We start from the raw sequence: 12,151 nt of genomic DNA, 5'->3' as shown, positions 1-12,151 counted from the left end.
GAGTCTGCAGTGACCGATTTCAACCACTGGACAACCCTGGCAAAGCACCAACGACTGATCGATACCGCATTGATCGAGGGTAAGCCCTGCCAGGCGCAGAACGATGCACGGCTTGAGGTAATCAACCCGGCTAACAACGGCGTGCTAGCCCGGGTGGTTGCCTGTGGCCAGGCCGAAGTCGACCTGGCGGTCAGCAGTGCCCGTCGTGCATTCGAACACGGCCCTTGGGCAAAAATGGCCCCGAGCGAGCGCAAGGCGGTGCTGCTGCGCCTGTCGCAGCTGATGCTCGAACACCGTGATGAGCTGGCGCTGCTCGACTCGTTGAGCATGGGCAAACCGGTAATGGATGCCTGGAACATCGATGTACCCGGCGCCGCCCAGGTGTTTGCCTGGTACGGCGAAAGCCTCGACAAGCTGTATGACCAGGTGGCACCGACGGCCAGCAATGTCCTGGCCACCATTAGCCGGGTGCCGTTGGGGGTGATTGGCGCCGTGGTGCCGTGGAACTTTCCGCTGGACATGGCCGCCTGGAAACTGGCCCCAGCCCTGGCCGCCGGTAACAGCGTGGTACTCAAACCGGCTGAGCAGTCGCCGTTCTCAGCACTGCGCCTGGCCGAACTTGCGCTGCAAGCGGGTATCCCGGCAGGCGTGCTCAACGTCGTGCCAGGTCTGGGCGAGGAAGCGGGGCGTGCGCTGGGCTTACATATGGATGTTGATGCGCTGGTGTTCACCGGCTCCACCGAAGTGGGCAAGTACTTCATGCAATACGCGGCACAGTCGAATCTCAAGCAGGTATGGCTGGAGTGTGGCGGCAAGAGCCCGAACCTGGTGTTCGCCGATTGTCAGGACCTTGACCTTGCCGCCGAAAAGGCTGCCTTCGGCATCTTCTTCAACCAGGGTGAAGTCTGTTCGGCCAATTCGCGATTGCTGGTGCAGCGCTCGATTGCCGATGAGTTCGTTCAGCGTCTGATCGACAAGGCCCGCCAGTGGCAACCTGGCAATCCGCTGAACCCGACCAGCCGCGCCGGCGCCATCGTTGATGCGCGTCAAACCCAACGGATCTTGCAGTACATCGAACAGGCCCAGGGCGAGGGCGCGCAGTTGGTCTGCGGCGGCCACCGGCTGAGCGTCGACGGTTCGAACAATTTCATCGAGCCGACGATTTTCACCGGTGTCACTGCCGAGATGGCCCTGGCCCGCGAAGAAGTCTTCGGGCCGGTGCTGGCAGTCAGCGTGTTCGATGACGAAGAGCAGGCTATTGCCTTGGCCAACGATCACATCTACGGCCTGGCGGCATCGGTGTGGACCGACGATTTGAACCGTGCCCACCGTGTGGCCCGGCGCCTGAATGCCGGAACTGTATCGGTCAATACCGTCGATGCCCTGGATGTCACGGTGCCCTTTGGTGGTGGCAAGCAATCGGGCTTTGGCCGGGATTTGTCGCTGCATTCGTTCGACAAGTACACGCAACTCAAGACCACCTGGATTCAGTTGCGCGGCTGAGGGAATCGCCATTGCGGGAGCCGGCCTTACCGGCGATGGGCTGCACAGCAGCCCCACTCTGTTATCGAAAAATACAAAAACAAAACGGAGCAACCAATGAGCAGTAATGCAAGCGTGTCCACCGGCGCTTTGGCGCCACCTGCAAGTAGCAAAAAACTCGGCCTGACCGCGCTGCTGGCGGTGGCCATCGGCCTAGTCGTGTCCCAGGGCGTGATGGTACTGATGCTGCAAGGTGTCGGCATCGCCGGCCCAGGCTTTATCGTACCGCTGGCCCTGGCCTGGTTGTTGGCCTTGAGCTACGCCTGCTCGTTCTCCGAGCTGGCTTTGATGATCCCCCGCGCCGGTAGCCTGAGCAGTTACACGGAAGTGGCCATCGGGCAATTCCCGGCGATCCTGGCGACCTTTTCCGGCTATGTGGTCGTGGCGATGTTTGCGCTCTCGGCGGAGCTGCTGTTGATGGAGTTCATCATCGACAAGGTCTACCCGCACTCAATGCCGCCATTGACCGTGGCTCTGGGCGTGCTGGCGCTGTTCACCGTGCTCAACCTGTTCAACATCGACATCTTTGCCCGCCTGCAGACGATACTGGCGGTGGTCATGGTAGTGGTTTTGCTGGTGATGGGCCTGAGCGCGATGAACAGCGATATCGTCTCGCCCAACCCCGGCTTGTTCGAGGTCGGCAGTTGGAACCCGCTGGGCTTGGGCGTGATTGCCCTGACGGCAATGGCGGTATGGGGCTTTGTCGGCGCCGAGTTCGTCTGCCCGCTGGTGGAGGAAACCCGCCGCCCGCAGCGCAACATTCCCGGCTCGATGATGATTGGCCTGACCGTGATCTTCGTGATCATTGTCCTGTATTGCCTGGGCGCGTTGCTCACCGTGCCGCAGGCGGAGCTGGCCAGCAATGGCCTGCCGCATTACCTGTTCGCCACCACCGTGTTCGGCGAGGCGGGTCAGGTGTTCCTGGTCACCGCAGCGATCACGGCCACGTGCAGTACCCTCAACAGTTCGCTGGCGGCGATCCCGCGCATGCTGCTGGGCATGGCCCGCAACGGCCAGGCCTTTGGCGTGCTTAAACGTGTGGGCAAGCGCAGCGGTGCGCCGTGGGTGGCGGTGCTGTTCGTCTCGGCCATCACCGGCCTGCCGCTGTTGCTGATGCATGACCATCCCGATGCCATCAACCAACTGTTGTTGGCCGCCGCGCTGGCCTGGTTGCTGGCCTACATCATTACCCACATCAACGTAATTGCCTTACGTCGACGCTACCCGCAGGCCGCCCGGCCGTTCCGCACACCGTTCTATCCGTTGCCGCAGCTGTTTGGCATCGCCGGCATGCTCTTTGCGATCTGGCATGTCTCGCCAAGCCCGGAGATGACCTTCGCGATCTTCGCCTATGCCGGCCTGGTGCTGCTGGTGGTGTCGATCATCGCCGTGCTGTGGATCAAGTGCGTCATGCACAAACCGCTATTCCAGCCTGAACCTCTGGCGTCCGTACTGGGCACCTCGACCGATAAAAACCCGCAAGGAGATTCGCAATGACCGCTCAAGTGAAACCCGATCGCAGCACCGGTGATTACCAAGCCCTGGATGCCGCGCACCACATTCACGCGTTTCTCGACCAGAAGGCCCTGAACGAGGAAGGCCCGCGGGTGATCGTGCGCGGTGAAGGCCTGGCGCTCTGGGATAACGACGGCAAGCGCTACCTGGACGGCATGTCGGGCCTGTGGTGCACCAACCTCGGTTATGGGCGCAAAGACTTGGCTGCCGCCGCCAGCAAACAGCTTGAACAGCTGCCGTACTACAACATGTTCTTCCACACCACCCACCCGGCGGTGGTGGAGCTGTCGGAGCTGCTGTTCAGCCTGCTGCCGAGTCACTACAGCCACGCGATCTACACCAACTCAGGCTCCGAGGCCAACGAGGTGCTGATCCGTACCGTGCGCCGCTACTGGCAGATCCTCGGCAAGGCGCAGAAGAAGATCATGATCGGCCGCTGGAACGGTTATCACGGCTCGACCCTGGGCGCCACGGCCTTGGGCGGAATGAAGTTCATGCATGACATGGGCGGGGTAATCCCGGATGTCGCCCACATCGACGAACCTTACTGGTTTGCCCACGAAGGCGACCTGACCCCAGCCGAATTCGGCCTGCGTGCCGCCCGCCAGCTGGAAGAAAAGATTCTCGAACTGGGCGCCGAGAACGTCGCTGCCTTTGTCGCCGAACCGTTCCAGGGCGCAGGCGGCATGATCTTCCCGCCAGAAAGCTACTGGCCGGAAATTCAGCGCATCTGCCGTCAGTACGACGTGCTGCTGTGCGCCGATGAGGTGATTGGCGGCTTTGGCCGAACCGGTGAATGGTTTGCGCACGAGCATTTCGGTTTTGAGCCCGACACCCTGTCGATCGCCAAAGGTCTGACCAGCGGCTACATCCCCATGGGCGGGCTGATTTTGTCCAAGCGCATGGCCCAGGCGCTGGTGGAGCAGGGCGGGGTGTTCGCCCACGGCCTGACCTATTCCGGTCACCCGGTGGCGGCGGCGGTAGCGATTGCCAACCTCAAGGCCCTGCGCGACGAAGGCATCGTCACCCAGGTCAAACAGGAAACCGGGCCCTACCTGCAGCGCTGCCTGCGTGAGGTGTTCGGCAACCACCCGTTGATTGGCGAAGTACAGGGCACTGGCCTGGTGGCGGCGCTGCAATTTGCCGAAGACAAAGCCAGCCGCAAACGCTTTGCCAATGAAAACGACATGGCCTGGCGCTGCCGCACCATCGGCTTTGAAGAAGGCCTGATCATCCGTTCGACCCTGGGCCGGATGATCATGGCGCCGGCCCTGGTCGCAGGCAAAGCCGAGCTCGATGAGCTGGTGGACAAGACCCGTATCGCCGTCGACCGCACTGCGCGCGAATACGGTCTGTTGTAAGCCCCCGTACACCGGCTCGTGCAGGCGAGCCGGCACTCATTGCCATGGTCGATGTTGGCCATATCAGTGCCGCGCAGTTTGTGCCGGGCACCCTGAGCGAGTGCGGGGTGGCCCCGACCTCGTGGGCGGACTCCTGGACTATCAGCGAGTACCCCGGTAAACGTGGCTTAGGCAAGGCCGCCAAGTACACCCTGGAAATCGCTTTGCTCGCCGATGGTGTCAAGCCTGATCAGCTGTACCAGATGTTGGCGACCCCGCAAGGGGTGAGCCGGGCGTTTTGCCAAGCTCGGCCTTTGCCAGTCAGCCGCAGGCGCAGAAGGTGTTCTCCGAGGAGGTTCCTTATGGGCCGGTGCATCGCGATGCGTTGAAGTTATTACCTGAGGCGGTGCAACAGCAGCTGCCGACGGCGCAGGCGAACCTGGCCCAAGCGCAGGCGGTGGATGCCGCGTTCTGGGTCGATCATGGTGAGGAGCTGGAGAAGCGATTCAACGGCTGGGCGGCGCGCTGAGGCTTTTTGCCAAGGTCAGTTCCTACAGGTAGGAGTCGGCCTTGCCGGCGATGGCCCGCAACGCGGTCCCACGCTGTCATTTCAACCACGCCGCAAACTGCTCCTTGCAGTAATCGACAAACAACTGCGCAGGCTTGGTCAGCTGCGCACGCTTCAACCACCCGGCCACCAGCCCTGAGCCAGTGACATCTTCAGCCAGTTCCACACACACCAAGGCTTGGCCATCATAGGTGCTGGTGGTCTGCGGGCGAGTGACCAGCACCGCAAAGCCAAAACCTTGACCGACCATCCCGCGCACCATCTCGATCGACGGCGAGCTGAAGATAATGTTCGGGCTCAGCCCCAACTCCTCGAAGATACTCACGAAGTAAGTCCGGCTGGGCTGCACATCGAGCAGAATCATCGGTTCCAACGCCAAATCCCGCAACGACACCTGCGTCTGTTCAGCAAAACGATGCCCCGCCGGCAAAAGCGCGTAAGGCCGTTGCGGTGCCATCAAAGCTTCGGTTTCGATGGTGCTGTCCAGGTCGTGATCGTAAAAGATCGCCAGATCGAAACGCCCACCCGTCAGGCCCTGCACCAGTTCCTGCTGCTCACCGTCCTGCAGACGGATCTCAACACCAGGAAAGCGCTCATGAAAGCCTTTGATCAAGCGTGGCAGGTAGAGTGGGGCAACAGTCTCGAAGCAGCCGATATCGATCTGCCCGCAGACCACGTCATTGTCGGCCAGGGCGTTCTGTTCGAACTCACGGGCCATGCGCAGCAGTTCCTGGGCCTTGCGATAGAACCGTGCGCCAGCCGGTGTAAGGGATACGCCTTGAGCATGATGACGGATAAACAGCTGCACGCCGAAGCTGTCTTCCAGGCCTTTGATTGCGGTTGAAATTGACGGTTGCGCGATGTACAGCTTGCGCGACGCCTCGGCGACGCTGCCGCACTCGACGGTGGTGACGAAATACTTCAACTGACGCAAGGTATAGGACGCCACAGTGCACCTCTGGCTGATTATTTTGCTACACGATACCCCTTCGCGTGCTGGGTGCTGCAGCGGATTTTGCTGGGCATTGAGCATATTTACGCTACCCAGCCGTTGATCGCCTCGACGGCACCGGGGGCAGGGGGCCTGGCTCGAACCTATACGGTGCGGCTTTCTTCGTGCCGGCTTTGAGAGGTTATTGCCATGAGCCACCCACGTCCTGAAGATGATCCGCTGTGGAAGGATCCGCTGAACAACCCGCAACGTGAGCACGATCCGGTCACTGACCCTAACGTAGACGGCGACCCGCAACGACATGAGCACCCTCAGGACATCGAGCGACTGCCCGATGCCCCGGATCAAGACCAGCGCCTGCCGGAGGCTGATCAACCCACGCCGTTGTCGGACGAGCGCCGTTAGTCAGCCGTCAGCGCCTGCACTTGCCAGCGCACGGCGCTGACGCCTTTTTCCAGGCTGACCCGACTGACCAGGCGTTCCAGTTGGGTTGGCGCCTCGGGGCTGCCCAGCAGTTCGGCACGCACTTCAAGCTTGGCCGGGTTGGCCAGGTCTTCACTGTGCAGCGACTGCAGGCGCAGGCCGCCATTGCTGAAACCGTGGAGCATCAGGCTGCGTACCTGGATCTCGTCTTCGGCACGGCAGATGATGCGCACCTCAAAACGCTGTTCAGCCTCATTGGCGGGCAGCACCTGCTGTTGATTCAGGCGCTGAGCAATATCGCGCAGCAGAATGTTGGCGCACAACACCACACAGCTGCCCAGCGTCGCCTCCAACAGCAGGCCCAGGCTGCACAGCACACCGATAGCGGCGGTGCACCAGAGCGTGGCCGCGGTGTTCAGACCACGCACGTTCAAACCATCGCGCATGATCACGCCACCGCCAAGAAAGCCAATGCCCGAGACCACGTACGCGGCAATGCGTGAGGCATCGGTAGCGACCATGCCCGGCACTGCCTGGGTCATCAATACAAACAGGCAGGCACCGGTGCTGACCAAGGCATTGGTGCGCAGGCCAGTCAGACGCTGACGCAGTTGACGTTCGGCGCCGATCAGGGCGCCCAGTACAAGCGCGACGCTAACGCGCAGGAGAAATACTTTCCAATCCATGACAAACCTCAAATCCACGGCATACGCCGCTACGGCATCGAAGCTTTTCGATGCAGGGATGAACAAATGGATTGCGCAGGGTCACACGCCAAGGCCACGAATGTTGGTGCTGGGCGTGCCGGGAGGGAAAATGATGCGAGGCACCACTGACCGCCAGAGACGGCGAGGCAGTGGCAGAAAGAGTCTGCTGAACTAGCGCGCCGTATGAGCCTGTCGCAATCGACTAGGGCAACTGTCCAATGCAGGACTCCTGTATAGGCATGCAAAAATGCGGGCGGGAAACTAACGTTCAATGGCAGCAAGGTCAAGGTTGTTTTGATGAAAATTGCTTGCGACAGCACCTGGATCGCCACTGTTCCGGATTTGCAACGCTGTAGTGTGTGAACGCCGCTTCCGCCGGCCCGTCATTGTGGCTAAGGTGATGAACGCGGCGCGACGAGGGAGCGGTATGCAGCCACTGATCAACTATTTCAAGATGGTTCTGCACCCAGGGCCGGACACGTTTCGTTTCGCCCTGCGCACCATTGTCGCCTGTTTGCTGACCCTGTACCTGGCCTTCATCTTTGACCTGGACCAACCCAAATGGTCGATCATGGCCGTGTTTATCGTCAGTCAGCCGCTGGGTGGCATGACCCTGCAACGCAGCTTTGCCCAAGTGGTGGGCACCACCATAGGTGCCGCAGTGGCAGTCCTGATCATGGCGCTGTTCCCCCAGGCGCCGTTGCCATTCATTGTTACCCTGGCGCTGTGGCTGGCTCTGTGTACCGCCGGTGGCACTTTGTTGCGCTACACAAGCTCCCATGCCTTCGTGCTCAGTGGCTTCACCGCCGTAGTGGTGGCCATGCTGGCTATCCCCGAACAAGACAATACCTTGATGCTGGCCATCACCCGGGTCACCGAAACCCTGCTGGCGGTGGCCTGCGTGAGCGTGGTCAGTTTACTCAGTGCCAGACCGCAGGCGGTGACCCGCGGTTACTTTGCCAAGGTCGACAACTTGATCAAGCTGATGGCCAGCCATGCCGCCGCAGCCATCCGTGGTGAAGAAACGGCGGCCGCCTTCAGTCAGCGGCAAATGCAGATCCTCGGCGAAATCAGCGCGCTGGAGAGCTTTCGCCGCCACCTGTATTTCGATGCGCCACACCTACGCGGTGCCAACGGCCTGGTGCAACTGCTGGGCAATCAGCTGGTGTTGCTCACCTCCAGGCTCACCGTGCTGCGCAACCAGAAACTGATGATCGCCGAGCGCTGGCAGGGTGCTTATCCAGATTTCATCAACCGCCTGCTCACTGACGAGCTGGCGTTCCTCGATCAGTTGGCACAACAGGGCAGGGCCATGCCAGCCAGTGTCCGTGAGCACTTCAGTGCCTTGCAGCGACGCTTTGATCAGGCCGCGCTGCAGGCGGAACAACTGCAGAGTGACATGCCAGCCACGCTACGTTCGCTGGCGTGGGCCTTGCGCTGGGAGCAGGCGCGGATGTTGGAGCAATTGAGTGAAATGCTCGAACTCAGTGACGCGATTCAGGAGGGTCGGGCAGGGGATTGCCGGTATCGCCAGGCCCGCACCAATCCTTTGCACCTGGACTTTCGTCTGGCTGCGATGAACGCCAGCCGTGCGTTCATCGCCTTGCTCTGCGCGGGCATAATCTGGATCGAGACCGCATGGGACGGTGCCCGTGCCGGGGTGATCATTGTTGGCATCCTGTGCTCACTGATGGCCACCTTCCCACGACCGCTCATGGCTGCGCAAAACTACGTGCGCGGCCTCGGCCTGGCCCTGGTGGTGTCGGCCTTGTATCAGTTCTGGCTGATCCCTCAGGTGGTCGATGTCGAAATGCTGTTCCTGCTCCTGCTGCCGTTGCTGTACGTGGTCGCGGTCGGGCTTTCGACGCCGATGACGGCGGGCATTGGTATGGGCCTGGGGTTGTCCAGTTTTCTGCTGTTTGGCCCGCAGAACATTGGCGCCTGGCAGAACACGGCCATGCAGTGGTTCGAATTTGCTGGTGCCTATGTCTGTGGCGGGGTGCTGTCGTTGCTGGTGTATGCCTGGGTATTCCCGTTCAATCCGCAACTGCGCATCGAGCGGCTGTTTCGCGAGACCCGCGAACAGGTCTATGCACTGCTCAAAGGGCCAACCTCCGATGAGCGCCAATTCGCCTTCGAGAGCCGCATGGTTGACCGCCTGACGTTGATCCTTGGCCTGTTGCCAGCCACTCAGGATGCCCGTTCCAAGGCACTATTTGAGGTCAATCTGGCCTGCATGGCGTTGGGTGTGGCGTTGCGCCAGCTACAGGAGCAAAGCCGCGACAACCCGCTGATCGGGCCGCAGACCCGCGTGCACCTGGAGCAGGTGCTGCGCGATACCGGCCGTTATGTTGCCGGGCGTACGCGGGTGCAACTGGCGGCATTGCTTGACACCTTGCAGGCCCTGGGTGAAGCGCTCGACGCCTTGCACAGCGAGCAGTTCAGCGCCCCCGCCGAGGATCTGCGTTCGCTGTTTCGTATCCGTGTCGCGCTGCTGGTGATCGCCGGCTTCTTGCGCCATTACAGCAGCTACCTTGATCCCGCAACTGAAGGAGCGCCAGCCCTTGCCCATTGATTTCGAGGTGGGCGGCGTCTACTTGCCGCCGATTGCCCAGGCCCTGTTGCTGGCCATGCCGTTGTTGTTTGCACTGTTGTGGCTGCTGCAGCGCCTGGGGGTGATGCAGCGGGTGTGGCACCCGGCGCTGTTCGAAGGGGCGCTGTACACCTGCATTTGTGCCTTGATCATCCTGTTCATGGGGAGCTGAAACCGTGAAAAAAGTTGTCGCCCAGGCCTCGACCCTGGCAATTGTGCTGCTGGCGCTGCTCCTTGGCTGGTATGCCTGGGAGCATTACACCCGTGATCCCTGGACCCGCGATGCACGGGTGCGCGCTGACGTGGTGACACTCTCGGCGGATGTCTCCGGGCGCATCATCGCCTTGCATGTGGACGATAACCAGCATGTGAACAAGGGCGACCTGCTGCTGGAAATCGACCCGGCGCGCTATGCCCTGGCGGTGGAGTACGCGCGACGGGCCGTGGAAGTGTCCAAGGCCAGCGAAGGCCAGGCGCGCGCGCAGATCGTTTCCAGCCAGGCGCTGCTCAAACAACGGCAAAGTGAGGAACAACGGCGGCGCACCCTGAAGCAAGGCTTTGCGATTTCCGGTGAAGAATGGGAGAAGTCCAACACTGATGTCGCCGTCGCCCAGGCCGAGCTGATGCGCGGGCAGTCGGACCTGAGCCTGGCCCTGGCCAATATCCAGCTCGCCGAAGCCGCTTTGACCCAGGCTCAGCTGGACCTTGAACACACGCGCATCTATGCGCCGGTCAGTGGCTATGTGACCAATCTATTGACCCGCCAGGGCGACTACGCCAACAGCGGGATCGGCTTGCTGGCACTGGTTGACAGCGCTTCGTTCCATGTCAGTGGCTACTTTGAAGAAACCAAACTGCCACGGATTCATCCCGGCAGCCGCGTCGATATTGCCTTGATGAGTGGCGAACGCTTCGAGGGTACGGTGCAGAGCATTGCCTACGCCATTACCGATCGCGAAAATGCGCTGGGCAACCGCCTGCTGGCCAACGTCAACCCCAGCTACACCTGGGTCAAACTGGCCCAGCGCATCCCGGTACGTATCCAGATCGACCCCAACTATGCCGGCAAAGACCAGCTGCGTGCCGGCACTACCGCCACTGTTACGGTGCGTGATTGAGGCCGTCAGGTTAGCGTTGCCGGCGTGCTCAGTCGTGCACGATCATTACTTTGGCATGCTGCTCCGGGCGGGCCAACTGAGTAAAGGCATCGGCAACGCCGTCCAGGCCGACCGTGCCAGTGATCATCGCGGCAGCATCGAGGCTGCCATCCGCCAGGGCGTGCAGGGTGTGCACGAACTCTTCAGCCGTATAGCCAAAGGTAAAGTGCACATTGAGCTCCTTGGGCAAGGCCATCAGCGGTTCTATCTGGTCGCTCTGCATGCACATGCCGACTACGATCAGGCGCGAGCGCGGCGGTGCGTGCTGAATCATCTGCTGGATCATGCCTGGTACGCCGACGCATTCGAATACCACACAGGGGCGTGGTTGCCGGCCCAGCCCCAGCAGCGCCAGAGGGCTGCGCATGTCGTAGTCGCTCGGGGCGGCGACCTGAAGCCACGACGCATAGGGCGAGTTTACGGCCGGATCGACCACCTGGTCGGCACCGAACTTTTCTGCCAGGGCGCGCCGCGCCGGGGAAAAGTCCGCGGCAATCACTGGGCCCACGCCTCTGGCCTTGAGCGCAGCAATCACGGCCAGGCCAATTGGCCCGCAGCCGATCACCAACGGCACTTCCTCACCGCTCAGTTGCGCGCGATTGACCGCATGTACGGCCACGGTCAAGGGCTCGGTCAACGCCGCGATAGGCGCTGGCAAGTCCCCTGGCACCGCTACCAGCATCGGTTCGGCAAGCACCATTTGCTCGCCATAGCCACCGGGATAGGGGGTGGAGAAGCCGATATGCTCGAAACGTGTCGGGCTGATCACAAATGGCAAGGCGCAGACCCGCGTGCCAACCTTTAGCTTCTTATCGCAATCGGGGCCGTGATCGAGAATCTCGGCGCAGTACTCGTGGCCCATTACCAAGCCCTGTCTGGGGTCAAAGGCCACCGGGATGTTGGCATTGCGAAAACCGCTGAGCACGTTTTCACAGTGGTGGTACATGTGCAGGTCAGAACCGCAGATGCCACAGGCCAGGGTTTTCACCAGTACCTGGCCGTGGGCCGGTTGAGGTGCCGTGAGCTGTTCAACGACCAGCGTTTGGTTACGCATTACGACTGCTTTCATGGGGCAGGCTCCTAAGAGGCAGGTTCAGCTCAGTTGCCCGGTTTCGCTCAGCCAGGCTTTGGACCGGCGCAGGCCTTCTTCCAGGGCGACCTTGGGCTGGTAGCCGAGCAGGCGTCTGGCCTTGTCGATGGAGATCCCACCCCTGCGGGAAAACATGTACATCACGTCCGGGGTGACTTCGTCGTGGCGGCCGAGCCACTGATTGATCGTATCCGCTCCATGAAGACCACATTCCAAGCGACTAACTGAAACCCGATGCTGCGCTCCCGATTTCTTTCTGGAGTC

11 protein-coding genes and 1 pseudogene are annotated in these 12,151 nt (G+C 61.3%); 8 read left to right on the top strand and 4 right to left on the bottom strand.

Annotated features, from left to right (window positions below):
• The first annotated feature begins 9 nt into the window (after positions 1-9).
• The 4 genes and pseudogenes from ACQRAX_RS18320 to ACQRAX_RS18305 all read left to right on the top strand — a co-directional run.
• Positions 10-1,503, top strand: a complete 1,494-nt coding sequence (locus tag ACQRAX_RS18320) for an aldehyde dehydrogenase (protein ID WP_412040817.1) — start codon at positions 10-12, stop codon at positions 1,501-1,503.
• Between the two features lie 96 nt (positions 1,504-1,599).
• Positions 1,600-3,039 (top strand): APC family permease, encoded by a 1,440-nt coding sequence (locus tag ACQRAX_RS18315; protein WP_412040816.1) that lies wholly within the window; start codon positions 1,600-1,602, stop codon positions 3,037-3,039.
• Positions 3,036-4,418: an aspartate aminotransferase family protein gene (locus ACQRAX_RS18310; RefSeq protein WP_412040815.1), complete on the top strand. Its 1,383-nt coding sequence runs from the start codon at positions 3,036-3,038 to the stop codon at positions 4,416-4,418. The genes ACQRAX_RS18315 and ACQRAX_RS18310 overlap by 4 nt, the downstream gene beginning before the upstream one ends.
• Positions 4,419-4,489: 71 nt before the next feature.
• Positions 4,490-4,926, top strand: a pseudogene (locus tag ACQRAX_RS18305) (ABC transporter substrate-binding protein); the annotation flags it as partial.
• A 76-nt stretch (positions 4,927-5,002) separates the two neighbouring features.
• Here the strand turns inward: ACQRAX_RS18305 and ACQRAX_RS18300 are convergent.
• On the bottom strand, positions 5,003-5,914 hold the full coding sequence (locus tag ACQRAX_RS18300; protein ID WP_412040814.1) for a LysR family transcriptional regulator: 912 nt from the start codon (positions 5,912-5,914) through the stop codon (positions 5,003-5,005).
• A gap of 192 nt (positions 5,915-6,106) precedes the next feature.
• Here ACQRAX_RS18300 and ACQRAX_RS18295 point away from each other — a divergent pair, with 192 nt between their 5' ends.
• Positions 6,107-6,322: a hypothetical protein gene (locus ACQRAX_RS18295; RefSeq protein WP_412040813.1), complete on the top strand. Its 216-nt coding sequence runs from the start codon at positions 6,107-6,109 to the stop codon at positions 6,320-6,322.
• Here the strand turns inward: ACQRAX_RS18295 and ACQRAX_RS18290 are convergent.
• A complete protein-coding gene (locus tag ACQRAX_RS18290) occupies positions 6,319-7,026 on the bottom strand; it encodes an MgtC/SapB family protein (RefSeq protein WP_412040812.1) in 708 nt (235 codons plus the stop codon). The two genes, ACQRAX_RS18295 and ACQRAX_RS18290, sit on opposite strands and share 4 nt — an antisense overlap.
• 448 nt (positions 7,027-7,474) lie before the next feature.
• Between ACQRAX_RS18290 and ACQRAX_RS18285 the strand changes: the two genes are divergently transcribed.
• From ACQRAX_RS18285 to ACQRAX_RS18275, 3 genes are read left to right on the top strand one after another with little or no spacing between them, the layout of a single operon-like run.
• Positions 7,475-9,622: an FUSC family protein gene (locus tag ACQRAX_RS18285; RefSeq protein WP_412040811.1), complete on the top strand. Its 2,148-nt coding sequence runs from the start codon at positions 7,475-7,477 to the stop codon at positions 9,620-9,622.
• The gene (locus ACQRAX_RS18280) at positions 9,612-9,812 is read left to right on the top strand and encodes a DUF1656 domain-containing protein (RefSeq protein WP_101293556.1); all 201 of its coding nucleotides are present in this window, start codon (positions 9,612-9,614) and stop codon (positions 9,810-9,812) included. The genes ACQRAX_RS18285 and ACQRAX_RS18280 overlap by 11 nt, the downstream gene beginning before the upstream one ends.
• Positions 9,813-9,816: 4 nt before the next feature.
• On the top strand, positions 9,817-10,758 hold the full coding sequence (locus ACQRAX_RS18275) for a biotin/lipoyl-binding protein (protein ID WP_412040810.1): 942 nt from the start codon (positions 9,817-9,819) through the stop codon (positions 10,756-10,758).
• A gap of 28 nt (positions 10,759-10,786) precedes the next feature.
• Here ACQRAX_RS18275 and ACQRAX_RS18270 read toward each other — a convergent pair whose 3' ends face one another.
• Together ACQRAX_RS18270 and ACQRAX_RS18265 are read right to left on the bottom strand one after the other, a co-directional pair.
• Positions 10,787-11,866 (bottom strand): zinc-binding dehydrogenase, encoded by a 1,080-nt coding sequence (locus ACQRAX_RS18270; protein WP_412040809.1) that lies wholly within the window; start codon positions 11,864-11,866, stop codon positions 10,787-10,789.
• A gap of 24 nt (positions 11,867-11,890) precedes the next feature.
• Positions 11,891-12,151 (bottom strand): hypothetical protein (locus tag ACQRAX_RS18265; protein WP_427867748.1); only part of this gene is annotated, 261 nt, incomplete at its 5' end.

It is taken from the genome of Pseudomonas sp. UM16 (genome assembly GCF_050312595.1).
GTDB lineage: Bacteria > Pseudomonadota > Gammaproteobacteria > Pseudomonadales > Pseudomonadaceae > Aquipseudomonas.
Note: the sequence above shows the minus strand (reverse complement) of the source record. Positions and strands in the feature narration are given on the sequence as shown.

Excerpts from the sequence above, each read along its gene's own strand:
- ACQRAX_RS18315 (WP_412040816.1), top strand. The coding sequence starts at position 1,600 with ATGAGCAGTAATGCAAGCGTGTCCACCGGCGCTTTGGCGCCACCTGCA.
- ACQRAX_RS18310 (WP_412040815.1), top strand. The coding sequence starts at position 3,036 with ATGACCGCTCAAGTGAAACCCGATCGCAGCACCGGTGATTACCAAGCC.
- ACQRAX_RS18295 (WP_412040813.1), top strand. The coding sequence starts at position 6,107 with ATGAGCCACCCACGTCCTGAAGATGATCCGCTGTGGAAGGATCCGCTG.
- ACQRAX_RS18290 (WP_412040812.1), bottom strand. The coding sequence starts at position 7,026 with ATGGATTGGAAAGTATTTCTCCTGCGCGTTAGCGTCGCGCTTGTACTG.
- ACQRAX_RS18285 (WP_412040811.1), top strand. The coding sequence starts at position 7,475 with ATGCAGCCACTGATCAACTATTTCAAGATGGTTCTGCACCCAGGGCCG.
- ACQRAX_RS18270 (WP_412040809.1), bottom strand. The coding sequence starts at position 11,866 with ATGAAAGCAGTCGTAATGCGTAACCAAACGCTGGTCGTTGAACAGCTC.